Genomic DNA, 17,536 nt, shown 5'->3' with positions numbered 1-17,536 from the left:
ACAGGTAATGCTCCAATTACAGTCAACAGATATGTAAAGAAAACGTTACGCTGTAATGCTTGCGATTATACAGTTATGAACAATAAAAATATCAACAAATGGACAAATAGTAGCAGAAGTGCAATAGTGTTACAAAAGACCTATGGTACTCCTTTCTACCGTTTATCTAGGCTACAGAGTTTAAGCGGGGTTCCTATAGCATACAGCTCGCTCTGGCAACAATATTTAGATGTTTGGCAAGAAGGTGGTGGAGCTGAAATTTACGGGGTATTATTGGAAATGGCTGCCGAATGTAGTTCACTGAACCTTGATGATACTAGAGCTAGGATTTTAGAAATTACTATAGCCAATAAAAAATTACGTACTCAAAATAAGAAAGGACGCAGCTGTTATACTACTACAATATGTGCTAAGACTGCAAATAATGAGGTAATAGTTTTATATTTTACCGGTAATAGGCATGGTGGAGAAAATATAGGTAACGTACTAAAGAATCGTAAGAATAGAACAGATTCTATCCAATTAATGACTGACGCAAGTAACAATAATAACCCGGTATTATCAGAAGCAGATAAAGAATTACTGGCAATAATAGTGATGATCAATTGTTTGTCACATGGTCAGAGAAAATTTACAGAAAATGAACTATATTACCCTGAAGAATGCGGATATTTTCTCAAACAAACACGTGGGATTTACCACAATGAACATCAATGTAAAGAGATGAGTCCTGAAGAGAAACTTGGGTATCATCAGGAACATAGCAGTAAATATATAGAAAACATATATAACAAAATAGACGAATTATTTAACGACAAGAAAGTTGAGCCTAATAGTAGGCTTGGACAAGCTATGAAATATTGGATAAATAATAAAGAAGGTTTGACCCAATTTTTAAAAATCCCAGTTAGCAATCTTGATAATAATTGGGCTGAGAGATCACTGCGTACCATTATTTTACAAAGGAAGAATTCATTATTCTTTAAAACAATCAATAGTGCTGAGATACATAGTGGTCTGTATAGTATAGTAAAGACTTGTAGTGAGAACGAGATCAATGCCTTTAAATATTTAAATTGGCTACAAGAGCATAGTAGCAAAGCAAAGAAGCATCCTGAGGATTATACGCCTTTTGCCTATGCAAGATATATGAATAATACGGAATTAATCGAGACAGCAGCTTAAACGACAGGAAGCCAATCATTAGAGAATTTGGCAGAACTAGGATCGCCATTATGAATAAGAATGTGTAAGGTTCTATAACAAATTTGGTAAGATGAATTATCAGATGGGAAAAGTTTTGCCGTAAATTTACCTTTGGATAGGCGTTTAGAGCATAGCCAAAAGCCTTGACCGTCAAAGGACAAAATTTTAATGGCAGTTCTGTTTTTATTATAGAATAAAAACAAGGAACCATTAAGAGGGTCAGAAGAAAGTTTTTGTCTACAAACAGCGATTAAGCCATCGATACCCTTGCGAAAATCGATGGCAATAGTGGCAACAAAAATAACTGACGCCGGGGTTAGTTGCAGCATAAAAATGTCTGAATTATAGTTTTTGGCTCTAGTGTTTGGATAATAAGCTTGGTACCATTTGGTTTAATAATGTGACAAGTATAGTGATTTTGCTTGGGAGCAGCTACAGGATCGGTATCTATAGAATTTACTAGTTGAAATGGGAGAAAATTAATATTTTGTTGTAGGGATTGATTTGAAGTTGAGACAGAAGAAGTTTTGATGGTAGGTTCATGGGCTTTTTTAGTTGAACTAATTGTTGCTTTATTAATATTAAGATGTTTAGCTATCTCTTGGTAAGAATAATGATGGAGTAATTGGTGAACTAATTCCTTTAGATGGTTTGGTATAGGATCAAACTTATTAGTTTTAGTTTGACGCCAAGCTTTAAATTGCTGAGCTACTTGCTCAATAGTAATCGATGGTATTTGCATAGTATGAAACCCAAATGTATAAAAAATTCATACTAACAAAAAAATTAGATAAAGTTATGCAGTTTTGCTGCAAGTATACGTTAAAGATAGTGAAATCAGACATATCATAGCTATTGGTACTACAGGTTCTGGTAAAACTAATTTGTTTAATAACCTAATTCCACAAATCAGAAACTTTAAACAACCAGCCTTAGTGGTAGATCAAACAGGAGAAATGATAGAAAGATACTATAATCCTGATAGGGGAGATATTATTTTTAATCCGTTAGATGCGAGATCTCATGCTTGGGATTTCTGGGCTGACACTAACTCTGATAGTGGTAATATACCTAATCCAGAACAGGCAGAATATTTTGATCCAAAGTTAGATAAATTTGCTAAAGTATTGTTTAAGTTTGGCAAGAAAACTAATAGTGGTTTTGATCCATTTTGGGATAATAGTGCTGCCACCATTTTCTGTGCTTGTGTACAAGTTTTAGTAACAGAGGGCAACAAGTCAATTATCGAATTGAAAAATATGTTGAGTCTATCTTCCTGGGATAAGCTTAAGAATAGGCTGACTGGTACCTTAGCTGCTAGATATTTAACAGCTAATAATAAGACTACAGCTAGTTCTATTTTATCAGTACTGGCAACTAGCACTCAACCCTTAAATTTGTTATTTGAGTCTGAGAAAAAATTCTCACTAACAGAATATTTTGCTGAAGTTCAGCAAGGAAGCTCTGCCTGGTTATTTTTAAGTACTAAACCAGATATGCGAAATGTCACGATGCCTATCATTGCTTGTTTATTTGAGCTAGCGATCTCATGTTTAATTGGCATAGGTATCAACGAGAAAAGACGCATGTGGTTTATTATCGATGAGTTAGCTTCTCTAGGCAATTTATCTGGCTTTTCTACTTTAATATCGGAATCCAGAAAATATGGTGGTTGTATACTTAGTGCAACTCAATCAATTAATCAAATATTCGATAATTTTGGCATGCTACAGGGCAGCACTATCTTTGGGCAATGCTACTAAGTTTCTCTTTAGAAGTGACGAACCAGCTACCGCCAAAATTATTACTGAGATATTTGGGCAACTGGAATATGCCACGTCCCAAAAAAATACTTCTTTTGGTGCTCATGAGTTTCGCGATGGTGTTAGCTATACTGAAGGCACCAAACGTAAAGCTTTGATTACCACCAATGATCTTGCTACTTTAGCAGATTTAGAATGTTTTGTCAGCCTACCAGAGCCAAAAGCTAGAATAGCTAGAATTAAAGTGCCAATAGCCTCCGATGTTCCGCTTAAACATCCTGGATTTGTTGCTGCAAATAGAGCTACTAATAATAATTCCATTATTAATTATCATCTTCAGGAGACCAGTATTCCTCATATTTCAAATAAGCCGACAAGTCAAACAGATAGTGAGCAAGTAATACCTCAAGTGCCACAAGATCAACAAGAAGAACAACCTTGGTGGCAAGAAGCTAGGCAAGAATATGTTGCTATGACTAAAATAAACAATAACGAAACATTTAAGGATAAGCAATGAGTAAAAAAATAACAGATGATGTTGATTTGCCGCATCAACAAGTACAATTAAATAATAAAAATCTAAATAAGCCAAGAAATAAACAAGCATTATCAAATATTACATTATCTGATTTTGCTACAATTTATGATAAACTAGACCAGCACTTTACCGAATGTATGGAACTTGTTAAAGATTTGCCATATATTAAACGAGAGGTACAAGATATCTTAGCATCTTTTAATGATTCTACCAAACAATGTAGTAATAATATCAGTATCCAGTTAGAAGCTTTTAAAAAGAATCTTTGCAAGCTTAGTGAAGAGTGTTACATTTTAAACAAAATACCAGAAAAGTTAAGTAAAAGCATAATAGCTATTGCTCCTGAAGTGGCTAGGGCAATTCAAGATAATAACCAACTGAAAATAGAAGAAATGACTACAGCAATTAATGGCTGCATTCAAACTTTAAACAACATTAAAACTGATATTGAATTTTTCAGGATTGATCGTAGTAAAAATTTCTTTTTTATGGTAGCAATTAGTCTTATCTCATCAATTATTACCTCAACCACAGTCCTTTATTTTGTATTACAATGGTTTCCACCACGGCAAAAATATGTGGTTGAAAAAGCTCACGATATTCATACAGAAGGAGTAGTACAAATATTTGATATGCAAGGTAAATTTTGTAATAAAGCACAAATAATCAAGGATTAAATGCAATCATACTTGACATCTATTTCAAAAAAAATCTTATAATTTGTAGCTTAAAATGGTCAAAATAGAGTAATTTAAATTTTGTCAATCTAGGAGGCTGCCTGCGATAACTAATTAATTATATTTTGAGCTATTTTTCGGCGAGAATAAATATGATTTTTGCAGGAATAGTGTACCTATTTCAAAAAAATCATGTTTATTCGCAGTCAAAAAGAGCCAAATATAGAATTACTTTAGTTATTGCAGGCAGCCTCCTAGCATATGGACTTAAGATCGTTAAAAATGGCAATTATGATATTGTCTATTAAAAGTTTTTATGTCAAAATATATGGGAGTTCTTAAAATAGCTAGGTAAAATGACAGAACGTTTAAAGCATGACAAAATTTTTCGCAAAGCAATGGAGAATCCGCTAGTAGCCCATGAATTTCTGCATGCTCATTTACCTAAACATATTAAGGATATAGTAAATTTCCCTAGTTTGACAATTGAAAATACCAGTTTCATAGAGCTAGATTTAAGAGATTCTATTTCGGATGTGTTATTTTCGGCAAAATTTGATAATAATAATGATGGGTATCTATATTTATTAGTCGAACACCAAAGTTCGCCTGACCACTTCATGGCATTCAGAATATTCAAATATTTCATTAATATTTGTGATCGATATTTGACTTTAAATCCTGAGACCAAGACGTTACCATTGGTTTATCCGCTGATATTTTTTAATGGTACAGAAAAATATAATGTTCCAAGGAACTTATGGGATTTATTTGAAGACAGTAAGCTAGCAAGAAGTGCTTGGATCAATGACTATCAACTAGTTAATGTTCATGATATTCCTGATGAGCAATTGAAACAAAGGATGTGGTCAGGGATACTTGAGTTTTTCATGAAGCATATCAAGAAACGCGATCTACTAAAGAAATGGCAGGAAGTAGCTTATATGTTACCTGAAATAACTAAGGTGACTATTGGTTACAATTACTTAGAGCTACTATTGTGTTACACATTGACAAGAATAAACCAATCTGATAAGGTAGAATTAGAAAAGTTATTAATAAGTAAGTTAAATCAGGAAACAGGTACAAAGCTTATGGGTAGTTTGGCACAACATTGGAAAGAAGAAGGCGTCCTAGAAGGTTTACAAATTGGTGAGGCTAAAGGAATCCAAATTGGTAAAGAGAAGGGAATCCAGATTGGTAAAGCTGAAGGTAAAGCTGAAGGTAAAGCTGAAGCGATGAAAGTGGTAGCAAAAACTATGCTAATTAAAAATAAACCGTTAGATGAAATTATTGAATTTACTGGCTTAACTAAAATACAAATTAATAAATTGAAAGAGTATATCGGAGATAGCAAAATACTATGAGTATCTGAAAGAAAAATATTAGGTACCGTTGAGCAAATTTAAGAAAATTGGATTCATGAAAAAAGTTAAAAAAATGGTACATTCTTTTACATGTTATCTTATCCTGAGGAATCTTTAAACAATGAGTTAGATATAACCTACCAGTCGTTTCTAGATATAATTAATCTACCTAGCACATATTAAGCCAGGGGAGTTAATTATGGCAAGAAACAATGACTATATAAGCAAAATTGATAAATTGATAGGACAAAAAATCTATTCTCTAAGGCTTGCTAAAGGTTTGTCACGTCAGCAACTTGCAAAGACAATAGATGTAACCCTTCAACAATTACAAAAATATGAGACTGGTTTCAATAGAATATCAATAGGTAGGCTAATTCTTATTGCTAAGGCATTAGAAAAAAATATTGGTTATTTTTATGAAGGTTTAGAAGATATTAAAAATATTGAGCCTGTCCAAACTCAGCATCAGCGTCTGTGTATAGAGGTGTCGAGGAATTTTATGAAAATCCGTAACCCAGAATATCAACAGGCTGTTAATGCATTGATACACTCGCTGATTAAAGGGTAGCATAGTAAGGGGAAAGTACTAATACAGTTATTGGTATCTAGGAGGTTGCCTGCAATAACTAAAGTAATGCTATATTTGGCTCTTTTTGGCTGCGAATAAACATGATTTTCTTGAAATAAGTACACTATTCCTTCAAAAATTATATTTATTCTCGCCGAAAAATAGCTCAAAATATAATTAATTAGTTATCGTAGGCAGTCTCCTCTTTCAAAACTATACAAAAGAAAACTATTCTCTGGAAACCTTATACCTACGGGATTGCAGCCTTATGCCACATTCCTACATAAATATTGCCAAAATTAATAAGGAGTAATAATGGTTACAAAATTAAATCCCCAACAAGCTTGGATAGAAGTAAAAAAGAAATATCATCTTTCCGAGACAACAATTCAAATGGCAAAAAACATCGTAAAACCCATATGTCTTTAGCATATGGCATGAAATAAGTCTATACTCCCTTATATACTCCAGCACCATCAGTAGCCGAGCTTCTATAGTGAATTTCCTTCTGCCTCCTCTGTAACAATTAATTTTGATTTATTCTCTTTTGTCATTTTACAAACTTTCAGCTATTCATATCAATATAACATTTGCCAATCATTATTAAGTTTTATCTGTAATTCCTTATTGAGACTATACACTCCTATTTTTATTCTGGTAAATAAATGCTTATTATAAGGATACTTACTATTTGCCTCATTGCGGGCAAGTATACTCCTTATATATTCAGCACTTTTACGTTGTTTAGGTACAATATTTTCTGGCATATTCTTCAGCATATCACCAATAGTACCAGATCTAAATACTATATGCTGATCATCCTGAACACAGGTGATATTCCTTATTTTTGTTAGTAGAAGATACAACAAAAAATATTCAGATTTATAGGATTCAATCTTAACTAGTTTGTTATTTATTTTGACTATAAGGGCATCTGGTTTTAAATATTCATAAATATCTGGGAATAGCCCGGTACAATATTTTACATCACTTACTGCCCTAGCTATAGCAATCATAAAGGCGTTACGACGATTATTATCAGTTAAATCTACTGATGCTCCTAAAGAAATTAATGTTTCTATATGGGGCTTTTTACCGATATATGCAGCACACATTAAAGGAGTAAGATTGAATTCATTTCTGTAATCAATACCAAATTGATCAACTTTTTGTAAGATATTATTAGTATTTTTATAAATATAATCAACGAAATATTCATCCTGCATTAGAGCAACACATTTGGGAAGATTGTTAGCAGCCTTTACCCCGATATCTTGTAGATTTTTTATTATCCTAACATTAGAATAGATTATTGCATAATTTAGCAATTTAATTATATCCTTTTTATTAGCAGTCTTTTTCACTAATACAACATCCTGTAATTGCGTTAATTGTTGATTATCAATAATTTTCCATGGAATTACTTTATGTTGCAATATACTATCTTCAATGGCTTTAGCCTGCTCTTCTTTACCTTGGGTTATTAGCTTACTTGCTTCTTTTTGCCACTCTTCTCTAGAAGATTCTTTAGCTTCAATAGTTACTTCCTTAATTTGATTAATATCTAGCAGCCTCAAGAGCTTATGAGCTGGATTAGATTCTATCATATAAACATTGCAAATAGACCGAGTAATTGCAACATATAAAGAATTTATATAAAATTTGTATATTTCTAGGGATTTATCTGTTTTTTCTTTTGTCCGAGAATATTTAAAATCTGTATCAAGAAATGATCGATCCATATCCTTGCTAATAGTAGCATAAGTTTGTTCAGAAGATATAAAGTCATAAAGAATTATATTCTCATATTCTAAACCCTTTGCTTCTTGGACAGTAAATATCAGAGGCGTGTTAAAGACTTCCCTGACTTTCTGCTTGCAATGCTCATATAATACTAAAATAGCGTAACTTGTTGATCTAGATGTTCGGGCGTTTACCTCTTTGATAATATTTGAGGTGGCTTCTAAACAGCTAACACTACCATGCTTTTCAGAAGTACTGTCTATAAGATAATGGCTCTCTTTATCGATTGAGCCAAAACGATAATTCTTGAAGCGTAGTACCCGATTAGCCAATTCAGTAACTTCTAAGCTATTACGATAATTTGCCACAAGAATTCTGGTGATACTAGTGGTATTTAAGTCTGTATCACTATAAAAAAAAGATTTTAGCTTAGACCAAGAGAAGAAATTGGGATGGACTATTTGATTAGCATCCCCACATAACAAAAATTGACTATTATCTTTTAGACTTTTTAATATTAAAGATAATTGGCTATTAGTAAAATCTTGCACCTCATCGACAAAGATTGCATCATAAGTAGCCTCCACTAAATTAAGATAGTTATAAGCAATAATATTACTATCATAATAGTTTTCTTGCTCTAAGAATTTAGTATATTTTTGAAAGAGTCCATAAATATCATGTCGTTGTTCTTGAGAAAAGATCGATTGTTTTATTCCTAAATTTAGGTATTCTTCTTTGGTTAAGTAAGCTCTTTCGTTAGAAGAACCGGCTATTACCCCTATAAACTCTTCAAATAGCTTACGCCCATCTCCTATGGATCCAGAAACCTTTTGCTTGGTGAACCATGATAAAAATATATTTTCATTAACTGGTTTCCCTTTAGGAATTTCTATAGTTTCCAAAAACTCACGAAAAGATAAAAAATCAAGATCCTGTTTACTATTACTATAATTACACGAAAAATATAATTTTTGTGAATTATGAACAAGATAGCTAGATAAACTTATATAGAGAATTCTGCCTTCAAGCTCCTTAAGTTTTTCTAAAGTTACTGAGGTTTTGCCACTACCAGCAGAACCAATAATAAGCAAAGGTAGATTACAATGTAATATATCTTCTTGCTGTTTATCAAAGATAATAAATTTATTTAACAAACGAACAGGTGAAGTGTTTGTAGGGCTACCATTCAATAATTCAAGGTCATTTATTTCTAATGACTTAAATTCTACATCTTCTTCAATTATTGCCCCTCCTTTTAAAAATCTCGATTTACTGTAATCGTGATTTCGAATTATTTCTAAAATAAGTAAGTAATATTGATTATTATGCCTTATAGGTTTAAATAATACTCGGTTAGTTATATCCAGTCTAGCTCTGAAATAATCAGTAGGTTTCAGCTTTTTAACTTCTGCTGATTTAAAATCACCTTCCTGTAAAAATTTAATAACCTTATCAAATTTTACCTCAAGACCGTTATAATCTAAATTGTAATAATAAAGTATAGAGTACACTGCTTATTCTTAAATTGGTTGTTATTTGGATAAGTAAACAATAAACTAAAAGCAACCTAAAATAAAAACAATATAGTAACTACGTAGGTATTGTGTATCTGCATAAAATTTTAATTTGTATATTGTTAAAAATATTAGTCTACTTATCCTTAAACTAGGAAAATTAAGTTACTACTTTTACTTGATATTGTGCTTTTTTGCTCATTGCTTTATCCTTCCCATTTTTAGCCAAGTTTATAAATTTTCTACGAATGAGTGTATCATGCACTATTCCATTGCCAGTAATAGCTACCTCTTGATTCCTACCCAAGCTAGCAACTATCTTCAGCATTTTATGTTTATCAGGATATGTGTATTGGCAATTATTGGCTATATCCTCAAGTTCACTCCATGATTCTGCCTCTCTTTTGTGATATTCTTCTATAATTGTCATTTTCTTGTATACTTCAGCTTTAAGTTCTTTAGCTTTTATCACAACAGGAATTAATTGCTCAATCTTCTTCTCTTTATGTTTTAATATTCCCACTTTTTTACTATCATAAGTATCTGAGGAGTGAATATCTATCATCTTTTGCTTTTTTTCTTCATGTTCATTTTCCAGCTTCTCCTTGACCTTCACCAATTTATAGTATTGGGCATGTACTGTATCATAATGCTTATCAATACTTGCTTTATATTGATACAAAGTTTTATATTCTTTATTTTGTTGTTTAATTTGTTCTTCACTTTTTATTTGAGTTGTCAATTCTTTTGTCAATTGAAATTTACGAAATTCTTTCATAATAAGTAATCTATCAATCAGTATAGAAAAATAATGAATCATAGCCTTACTGTATGATTCACTTGCGGTTTCATAACCATATTGTAGCAATATAAATATCTCATATCAATAGTTAATTATTACCTTACTTTTTATGTAAGTATAAAGGTAATATTTGTTTATTTATACAACAAAGTATAAAAATAGTCATCTCTTTAAAAACGACATGTAATAAGGAGGTGACCACAGATTTGAAGCAAATTTATACAGCAAATAATGAAGAAATGGCAAGTCTAAAACTTCAACAATTTAGTTCAAAATGGGATAAAAAATATCCAGTAATTTCTGATATTTGGCAACGTAGTTGGTCTGGGATAATCCCATTTTTTGCTTTTCCTCAGGAAATAAGAAAGGTAATTTATACAACAAATACCATTGAATCTGTCAACCGTCAAATTAGGAAAATTATCAAAAATAAGGGGGTGTTTCCGGATGATAAATCAATTCAGAAAATAATATTTTTAGCCCTACAAAATGCATCTAAAAAATGGACTATGCCCATAAAAGATTGGTCATTAGCTTTGAATCGTATACTTGCAGCAAAACTGCATAACTTTATCTAATTTTTTTGTTAGTATGAATTTTTTATACATTTGGGTTTCATACTATGCAAATACCATCGATTACTATTGAGCAAGTAGCTCAGCAATTTAAAGCTTGGCGTCAAACTAAAACTAATAAGTTTGATCCTATACCAAACCATCTAAAGGAATTAGTTCACCAATTACTCCATCATTATTCTTACCAAGAGATAGCTAAACATCTTAATATTAATAAAGCAACAATTAGTTCAACTAAAAAAGCCCATGAACCTACCATCAAAACTTCTTCTGTCTCAACTTCAAATCAATCCCTACAACAAAATATTAATTTTCTCCCATTTCAACTAGTAAATTCTATAGATACCGATCCTGTAGCTGCTCCCAAGCAAAATCACTATACTTGTCACATTATTAAACCAAATGGTACCAAGCTTATTATCCAAACACTAGAGCCAAAAACTATAATTCAGACATTTTTATGCTGCAACTAACCCCGGCGTCAGTTATTTTTGTTGCCACTATTGCCATCGATTTTCGCAAGGGTATCGATGGCTTAATCGCTGTTTGTAGACAAAAACTTTCTTCTGACCCTCTTAATGGTTCCTTGTTTTTATTCTATAATAAAAACAGAACTGCCATTAAAATTTTGTCCTTTGACGGTCAAGGCTTTTGGCTATGCTCTAAACGCCTATCCAAAGGTAAATTTACGGCAAAACTTTTCCCATCTGATAATTCATCTTACCAAATTTGTTATAGAACCTTACACATTCTTATTCATAATGGCGATCCTAGTTCTGCCAAATTCTCTAATGATTGGCTTCCTGTCGTTTAAGCTGCTGTCTCGATTAATTCCGTATTATTCATATATCTTGCATAGGCAAAAGGCGTATAATCCTCAGGATGCTTCTTTGCTTTGCTACTATGCTCTTGTAGCCAATTTAAATATTTAAAGGCATTGATCTCGTTCTCACTACAAGTCTTTACTATACTATACAGACCACTATGTATCTCAGCACTATTGATTGTTTTAAAGAATAATGAATTCTTCCTTTGTAAAATAATGGTACGCAGTGATCTCTCAGCCCAATTATTATCAAGATTGCTAACTGGGATTTTTAAAAATTGGGTCAAACCTTCTTTATTATTTATCCAATATTTCATAGCTTGTCCAAGCCTACTATTAGGCTCAACTTTCTTGTCGTTAAATAATTCGTCTATTTTGTTATATATGTTTTCTATATATTTACTGCTATGTTCCTGATGATACCCAAGTTTCTCTTCAGGACTCATCTCTTTACATTGATGTTCATTGTGGTAAATCCCACGTGTTTGTTTGAGAAAATATCCGCATTCTTCAGGGTAATATAGTTCATTTTCTGTAAATTTTCTCTGACCATGTGACAAACAATTGATCATCACTATTATTGCCAGTAATTCTTTATCTGCTTCTGATAATACCGGGTTATTATTGTTACTTGCGTCAGTCATTAATTGGATAGAATCTGTTCTATTCTTACGATTCTTTAGTACGTTACCTATATTTTCTCCACCATGCCTATTACCGGTAAAATATAAAACTATTACCTCATTATTTGCAGTCTTAGCACATATTGTAGTAGTATAACAGCTGCGTCCTTTCTTATTTTGAGTACGTAATTTTTTATTGGCTATAGTAATTTCTAAAATCCTAGCTCTAGTATCATCAAGGTTCAGTGAACTACATTCGGCAGCCATTTCCAATAATACCCCGTAAATTTCAGCTCCACCACCTTCTTGCCAAACATCTAAATATTGTTGCCAGAGCGAGCTGTATGCTATAGGAACCCCGCTTAAACTCTGTAGCCTAGATAAACGGTAGAAAGGAGTACCATAGGTCTTTTGTAACACTATTGCACTTCTGCTACTATTTGTCCATTTGTTGATATTTTTATTGTTCATAACTGTATAATCGCAAGCATTACAGCGTAACGTTTTCTTTACATATCTGTTGACTGTAATTGGAGCATTACCTGTAAATTGTAGCAATTTTCTAGCTTCACTATTATATAGTTTGCCATTATAGCAGTGAGGACAGCTATCACCACTACAAAAATTCTCAGGAGTTAAATAGCTGGTATTCGCATCCTTATAATCATCAAACCCATATTTACCTTGCCAATTACTACGATCTATCTTTTTGGGCTTATCGCACTCTCCTTCATTACCACCATTCCCGTTATCAGATTCACCTGGCGGTTCTTTTAATGAATCTGAACTATCTTTTTTTTGTGATCTGCCTTAAAACCAATCAGCATTTCCTTAAGCTTATTTATACTGATATTTGATGATGCTAGCTTGTCTATTAGCTCGTTACAAAATTTCACAAGCTCTACTATCGTTTGCTGTTCATCTCCCGTTAATGAACTTTCCTTGACATGCTGTATTAGTTCTTCTCGTTCTTCAGCACTTAAGGTCGCTACTTTTGGTTTTTTCATTTGATTAATTATCATTATTATTAATATTTCAAATATTATAATATGACTGCTACTTTTTCAACTAGTTTTTTTATTAATCTGTTTTTTATTAATCGGTGATATTTGCATAGTAGAAATCCAAATTTATACAATAAATTCATACTAGCAAAGAAATTAGATAGTGTTACGCAGTTTTGCTGCAAGTATACATTGTTTCACTTCTTCTACATTAACTTCTAATACCTTATACCCTCTAGACATCTTAATTAACACTATACTATCTTAAATAACACACTATAGCATCTATATTATTAAATAGATAGTGATTTGGTATTACTGGTGGTAACATTACTACCAGTTTGGATGTAATGTCCTATTGTGTGAGCTAGAAATTGAATAGCATTGATGATAGTATCTCGTATGTAAGAGTCTGTCTTAGAATAAGTAACTAAACTATTGGTATTAAAATGAGCACTAATATCAAGACTTCCTTCAATAGCTAAAAGTTTGATTTGTTTAGCTGTGAGTGAGCCTCTTGCTGATAATACGCCAAAGAGGCTATATAACTCAATATTACCATCGATAACTTTAATATTGCCATGAAAGCTTAAACCTTGACCAGCCCTGATAGTTAAAAAATCTTGCATTGCACAATTAATACCAGCAATAATTTGGCTAGTAGATAAAGCTCTATCCATTGATTGAACTAAGCTAATTTTTCCAGTAGCTTTTTCAATAACTATATTATGATCAAATCCAGCAAAAAAACCATCAATGCTAATGTGAGATAGATACTGAACATTAATTTGAATTAAGTTATATTTACTATCAATAGGCTGGCAAATAATCTGTCCGAGTTTCACACTACCACTAATATTAAAACTATTTAACTTGGCTAAAATTGCATCTATTTCAACTTTCTTATTACCAGCATTCTGGATGTGCAAACCAAAATAACCATCCCTATCAGAACTAATATTATCTCGTCTGGCATCAAGATTAAGGTTTAGTTTGATAAATTTTCCTTTATAATCGCTGAAGATAACTATATGACTCCTTCCTTCACTATCTAGATCAAATAGTTCGGTAGGTCCTTGAAAATTAGCTACGATATTACCTATTAACCACAAACTATCAATTGTTGTGGTTTTAGCAGAATGTTTACCAAAAAATACTTTTCCTTGAGCCGCTTGATATTTTAAATGTCCTATTCTTGATTCGTTGAGATTTAATTGTAGGCAATTAATGATTTCCATCTGCTCAGCTATTAAAATGCCTGGAATATCAATGACGCTGGCTCCTTTAATATTGATCTTGTCAAATTTAACGATACCATAGGGCATTTCGATCTTTTTCTCGATTGCTCGACTCACATCAATATTTAGGTCTAGCCCTTGAAACCTACCATCACCATCAGCCCTAAATTCAATGAATGAATAAACATCAATATAGACCTTGCCTATCGGTGAGATAAATGATCCAATATTAGCTATTTCTGACTTAACAATAAACTCAGTACTGAGATTCTGAAAATTAGATAATTCTTCTATTTCTTCAGCTATTAATTTACAAACTCCACTACCAGACTTAACATTCTTAAGCGATAGGGTTTTTACATTTTCGCAAGAAAAATTAGTTATAATAGCAACATTTTCTAAACAAACTCTTAGTGGCTTAATATTTTCTGGTATAATTAGAGTGCCGATGACCGCTCTTGTTTCATCATTACCTTTTATTGTTAGCTCACTATTTAAACCATGTAATTCAACAGATAAATTATTTTTTACCCTACCACCTATCCAGGTAAGTTTATTACAGAAAAAATCAGCATTCAAAGCCTGACAATTTCTAAAAGTAACAGAATTGTTATTATGTTCGTCTTGTTGAATTACCAAAAACCTATCACCATCCCGATAAAACTTATTATCACTAACTGTAATACTACGAAACTGCCTGAAATCTGCATCTTCAACAGATAAACTACTACGATTGAGGTTTTGGGTAAGAATTACTAAATCGGCAGGAGGACCTGTAAGCGTAGTAGTACTATGCCAATATAATGGCTTATTATCTCGTGAGAAAGGTAAGATACAATAAATAGTATCAGTAGGGTCTATTAAATTATTATAAATCCTTATATAATCAATATCTTCATTATGTAACTCTAAAACTGCTTTATCACTGCTTACATAGAAATCAAACATCTCGCTACTACCCCACTATCTCAAAAGTTATTAAAACTACTTATTGAGATACGAATAAATTGTAAATACACCTTACACATTGCATTTAAAGGTTGCAGAAAAATAACTAGCGTCATTGCGAGGAGGCATAAGCCGACGAAGCAATCCAAGAAAATGATTAGAAATGGATTGCTTCAACCACTACGTGGTCTCGCAATGACGGTGTATTGTAGTGTGGCTCCTCGCTAATAGACGCCGGTTATTTTTCCACAATTTTTAAATCACCACGGAGTTTATGCGTAAGGTGAGTTATAAATTTAATTAAGCTCTGTGTGAACACTATCCCCCATCAAATTTTGCTGATAGAACATAGCTAGTACCCCTGCATCATGCTCTACAGCTAAGTCGATTGACGTATGCCCACTAGTATCTGATAAATGAATATCAGGATGGTGGTTTAAAAGAGCCTCAGCTAACTGGGCTTTTTCTGCAAAACTTGCTGAACTCTCTAACAATATATGGAAAGCTGTTTTACCTTCACTATTCTGTTTATTAACATCAATATGATTTTTTTCTAAAATCTGTATAGCTAATTGATGGTTATTATTTTGACAAGCAAGATGCAGTAAATTATTACCATTATTGTCTGCTAAAGATTCTACAAGCGATATAAACCCAGAATCCTCAAGCAACTTCTCGATTACCTTACTATTCTCTATTTGGGCTAAATTGGCTAATAAACTAGGTTGCAACTTAATTAATTTTACGGCAATATTAGCTTGTGCCTTATCTGCTGACAATTTGACCACTGACATTAAATCGCTGGTTTTTAACAACAATTTAGCAATCTCTGTTTTATCTTGTTCTAATGCAAGATATAGGGCAGTTTTATTGTCATTTATTATTAGTTGTGTACTATCAGCATTTAAAGCAATTAAATCCTTAATCATCTGTGAATTATTTTCTACCAAAGCCTTTTGCATAACTATTTTACTATCGGCTCCCTTATTCAACAAAGACTCTGCTATTGCCAGCTTATTTTGTAACAAAGCATGGTATAAAGGACTATTACCTTGGGCTTCTAATTTATTTAGCAATTCCGGGTTAGCCTCTAATATCTTAGTAACGTTCTTTCCATAATTTTTGCTAATAGCATTTTTTAACTCAAGCTCAAAATTTGCTCCAAACTTTTTCAACAACTCTATCCCTGGCTTATCATCCGTTAGCACAGCTAGTTGTAACGCAGACAACCCCTTGGTTGTTAGTTGATTGATCGCCTGAGGATTAGATCGTAATATTTGTTCTGCTGATTTATAGCAACCATGCTTTAATGCCAATTGTAATAGGCTGTAACCTGAATAGCTAACCTGGCTTAATTCTGCTTTATGACTAAATATTTTGTCAAGCATCACTGCATCATCTTTTAGTACCACATCTAAGAGCGATTTAGTAAAATCTTGCCCTGTGGCAAACATTTTATTAATGAAATTGCTATTACCTGAATTTAACACTAACTTGAAGATAGTTAGATTGGCATTGCTAATATTGAAATCAATTTTATTAGCTATTAACAAATCAAATAAAGCAACATCATTCCTGCTCAAAGCCAATTGGGTCAGAGATTGACCATTTTTATGTACATAATGCGGATCAAAACCATATTGTTTGATAGCATTAATTACTGAAACAGAATCTGCATCACCATTGCCCCAAAGTTTCTGTAGAATATGAGCTTTTTGTTTAGCATTTAATGCCTTAATATTATCACCAATTTGGAAACTATTTATCTGGCTTTGCAAACTATTCTCCTGTGACTGCAACCCTGCTATTTTTTGCTGTACTTCGGTAATCTCCCGATTCTTTTGAGCGATTTCTTGGTTCTTTTGAGAAACTTCCTGATTCTTCCAAGAAACCTCTTGGCTTTTTTGAGAAACTTCCCGATTCACCTGAGCAAGCTGCTGGCTATCTTGGGAATTGCGTGTTACCAACTCATCTCTATCATTTTGATATCTAGTAATATCCGAAACCATGTCAAGCATTGCGGTGATGTTATATAAAATCTCGTCCAGCAGGCGGGAATTTGGTGTTAATAATTCACACTTCTCAGCCCCTTTCTCAACCTCTTGAATTTTTTTGTTGATAAGATCTCGTATTTTCAT

The 17,536-nt window shown here is 32.5% G+C and carries 15 protein-coding genes and 1 pseudogene; 8 read left to right on the top strand and 8 right to left on the bottom strand.

What is annotated here, in order from left to right:
• Positions 1-75 precede the first annotated feature (75 nt).
• Positions 76-1,185, top strand: coding sequence for an IS66 family transposase (locus ACQH6S_RS07235; protein ID WP_425364395.1), 1,110 nt, complete (start codon positions 76-78; stop codon positions 1,183-1,185).
• On the opposite strand, the gene tnpB (ACQH6S_RS07230) is transcribed toward ACQH6S_RS07235, so the two are convergent.
• Both tnpB (ACQH6S_RS07230) and ACQH6S_RS07225 read right to left on the bottom strand, forming a co-directional pair.
• The gene (tnpB, locus tag ACQH6S_RS07230) at positions 1,182-1,535 is read right to left on the bottom strand and encodes an IS66 family insertion sequence element accessory protein TnpB (RefSeq protein ID WP_341752109.1); all 354 of its coding nucleotides are present in this window, start codon (positions 1,533-1,535) and stop codon (positions 1,182-1,184) included. The two genes, ACQH6S_RS07235 and tnpB (ACQH6S_RS07230), sit on opposite strands and share 4 nt — an antisense overlap.
• Complete coding sequence (locus tag ACQH6S_RS07225; protein WP_341758053.1) at positions 1,523-1,948, bottom strand: hypothetical protein; 426 nt, start codon at positions 1,946-1,948, stop codon at positions 1,523-1,525. The genes tnpB (ACQH6S_RS07230) and ACQH6S_RS07225 overlap by 13 nt, the downstream gene beginning before the upstream one ends.
• 64 nt (positions 1,949-2,012) lie before the next feature.
• Between ACQH6S_RS07225 and ACQH6S_RS07220 the strand changes: the two are divergent.
• From ACQH6S_RS07220 to ACQH6S_RS07205, 4 genes and pseudogenes are all read left to right on the top strand, one after another.
• Positions 2,013-3,486, top strand: a pseudogene (locus tag ACQH6S_RS07220) (type IV secretion system DNA-binding domain-containing protein).
• A complete protein-coding gene (locus ACQH6S_RS07215; protein WP_425360352.1) occupies positions 3,483-4,184 on the top strand; it encodes a hypothetical protein in 702 nt (233 codons plus the stop codon). Before ACQH6S_RS07220 ends, ACQH6S_RS07215 begins: the two are co-directional and overlap by 4 nt.
• A gap of 356 nt (positions 4,185-4,540) precedes the next feature.
• Positions 4,541-5,551: an Rpn family recombination-promoting nuclease/putative transposase gene (locus ACQH6S_RS07210; protein ID WP_425360353.1), complete on the top strand. Its 1,011-nt coding sequence runs from the start codon at positions 4,541-4,543 to the stop codon at positions 5,549-5,551.
• A 199-nt stretch (positions 5,552-5,750) separates the two neighbouring features.
• Complete coding sequence (locus ACQH6S_RS07205) at positions 5,751-6,122, top strand: helix-turn-helix domain-containing protein (RefSeq protein WP_425360354.1); 372 nt, start codon at positions 5,751-5,753, stop codon at positions 6,120-6,122.
• A gap of 578 nt (positions 6,123-6,700) precedes the next feature.
• On the opposite strand, the gene ACQH6S_RS07200 is transcribed toward ACQH6S_RS07205, so the two are convergent.
• A complete protein-coding gene (locus ACQH6S_RS07200) occupies positions 6,701-9,379 on the bottom strand; it encodes a UvrD-helicase domain-containing protein (protein ID WP_425360356.1) in 2,679 nt (892 codons plus the stop codon).
• Between the two features lie 163 nt (positions 9,380-9,542).
• Positions 9,543-10,250, bottom strand: a complete 708-nt coding sequence (locus ACQH6S_RS07195) for a hypothetical protein (protein ID WP_425360357.1) — start codon at positions 10,248-10,250, stop codon at positions 9,543-9,545.
• Between the two features lie 140 nt (positions 10,251-10,390).
• Here ACQH6S_RS07195 and ACQH6S_RS07190 point away from each other — a divergent pair, with 140 nt between their 5' ends.
• The 3 genes from ACQH6S_RS07190 to tnpB (ACQH6S_RS07180) are packed head-to-tail and all read left to right on the top strand — an operon-like array spanning position 10,391 to position 11,573.
• Positions 10,391-10,762: a transposase gene (locus ACQH6S_RS07190; RefSeq protein ID WP_425364467.1), complete on the top strand. Its 372-nt coding sequence runs from the start codon at positions 10,391-10,393 to the stop codon at positions 10,760-10,762.
• A gap of 44 nt (positions 10,763-10,806) precedes the next feature.
• Positions 10,807-11,232, top strand: coding sequence for a hypothetical protein (locus ACQH6S_RS07185; protein ID WP_341758053.1), 426 nt, complete (start codon positions 10,807-10,809; stop codon positions 11,230-11,232).
• Positions 11,220-11,573: an IS66 family insertion sequence element accessory protein TnpB gene (tnpB, locus tag ACQH6S_RS07180; protein WP_341752109.1), complete on the top strand. Its 354-nt coding sequence runs from the start codon at positions 11,220-11,222 to the stop codon at positions 11,571-11,573. The genes ACQH6S_RS07185 and tnpB (ACQH6S_RS07180) overlap by 13 nt, the downstream gene beginning before the upstream one ends.
• On the opposite strand, the gene ACQH6S_RS07175 is transcribed toward tnpB (ACQH6S_RS07180), so the two are convergent.
• From ACQH6S_RS07175 to ACQH6S_RS07160, 4 genes are all read right to left on the bottom strand, one after another.
• Positions 11,570-12,679, bottom strand: coding sequence for an IS66 family transposase (locus ACQH6S_RS07175; protein ID WP_425364395.1), 1,110 nt, complete (start codon positions 12,677-12,679; stop codon positions 11,570-11,572). The genes tnpB (ACQH6S_RS07180) and ACQH6S_RS07175 overlap by 4 nt on opposite strands.
• Positions 12,680-12,981: 302 nt before the next feature.
• Positions 12,982-13,230, bottom strand: coding sequence for a hypothetical protein (locus ACQH6S_RS07170; protein WP_341758049.1), 249 nt, complete (start codon positions 13,228-13,230; stop codon positions 12,982-12,984).
• A gap of 275 nt (positions 13,231-13,505) precedes the next feature.
• Entirely contained in the window at positions 13,506-15,398 is a 1,893-nt protein-coding gene (locus tag ACQH6S_RS07165; protein WP_425364466.1) for a hypothetical protein, read from the bottom strand.
• 296 nt (positions 15,399-15,694) lie between these two features.
• A complete protein-coding gene (locus tag ACQH6S_RS07160) occupies positions 15,695-17,536 on the bottom strand; it encodes an ankyrin repeat domain-containing protein (RefSeq protein ID WP_425360386.1) in 1,842 nt (613 codons plus the stop codon).

This window comes from Candidatus Tisiphia endosymbiont of Mystacides longicornis (assembly GCF_964031095.1).
Lineage (GTDB): Bacteria > Pseudomonadota > Alphaproteobacteria > Rickettsiales > Rickettsiaceae > Tisiphia.
Note: the sequence above shows the minus strand (reverse complement) of the source record. Positions and strands in the feature narration are given on the sequence as shown.

What these genes read in the sequence shown, in the direction of transcription:
- ACQH6S_RS07235 (WP_425364395.1), top strand. Translation starts at nt 76, where the DNA reads ATGAACAATAAAAATATCAACAAATGGACAAATAGTAGCAGAAGTGCA.
- tnpB (WP_341752109.1), bottom strand. Translation starts at nt 1,535, where the DNA reads ATGCTGCAACTAACCCCGGCGTCAGTTATTTTTGTTGCCACTATTGCC.
- ACQH6S_RS07225 (WP_341758053.1), bottom strand. Translation starts at nt 1,948, where the DNA reads ATGCAAATACCATCGATTACTATTGAGCAAGTAGCTCAGCAATTTAAA.
- ACQH6S_RS07215 (WP_425360352.1), top strand. Translation starts at nt 3,483, where the DNA reads ATGAGTAAAAAAATAACAGATGATGTTGATTTGCCGCATCAACAAGTA.
- ACQH6S_RS07210 (WP_425360353.1), top strand. Translation starts at nt 4,541, where the DNA reads ATGACAGAACGTTTAAAGCATGACAAAATTTTTCGCAAAGCAATGGAG.
- ACQH6S_RS07205 (WP_425360354.1), top strand. Translation starts at nt 5,751, where the DNA reads ATGGCAAGAAACAATGACTATATAAGCAAAATTGATAAATTGATAGGA.
- ACQH6S_RS07185 (WP_341758053.1), top strand. Translation starts at nt 10,807, where the DNA reads ATGCAAATACCATCGATTACTATTGAGCAAGTAGCTCAGCAATTTAAA.
- tnpB (WP_341752109.1), top strand. Translation starts at nt 11,220, where the DNA reads ATGCTGCAACTAACCCCGGCGTCAGTTATTTTTGTTGCCACTATTGCC.
- ACQH6S_RS07175 (WP_425364395.1), bottom strand. Translation starts at nt 12,679, where the DNA reads ATGAACAATAAAAATATCAACAAATGGACAAATAGTAGCAGAAGTGCA.
- ACQH6S_RS07170 (WP_341758049.1), bottom strand. Translation starts at nt 13,230, where the DNA reads ATGATAATTAATCAAATGAAAAAACCAAAAGTAGCGACCTTAAGTGCT.
- ACQH6S_RS07165 (WP_425364466.1), bottom strand. Translation starts at nt 15,398, where the DNA reads ATGTTTGATTTCTATGTAAGCAGTGATAAAGCAGTTTTAGAGTTACAT.
- ACQH6S_RS07160 (WP_425360386.1), bottom strand. Translation starts at nt 17,536, where the DNA reads ATGAAAATACGAGATCTTATCAACAAAAAAATTCAAGAGGTTGAGAAA.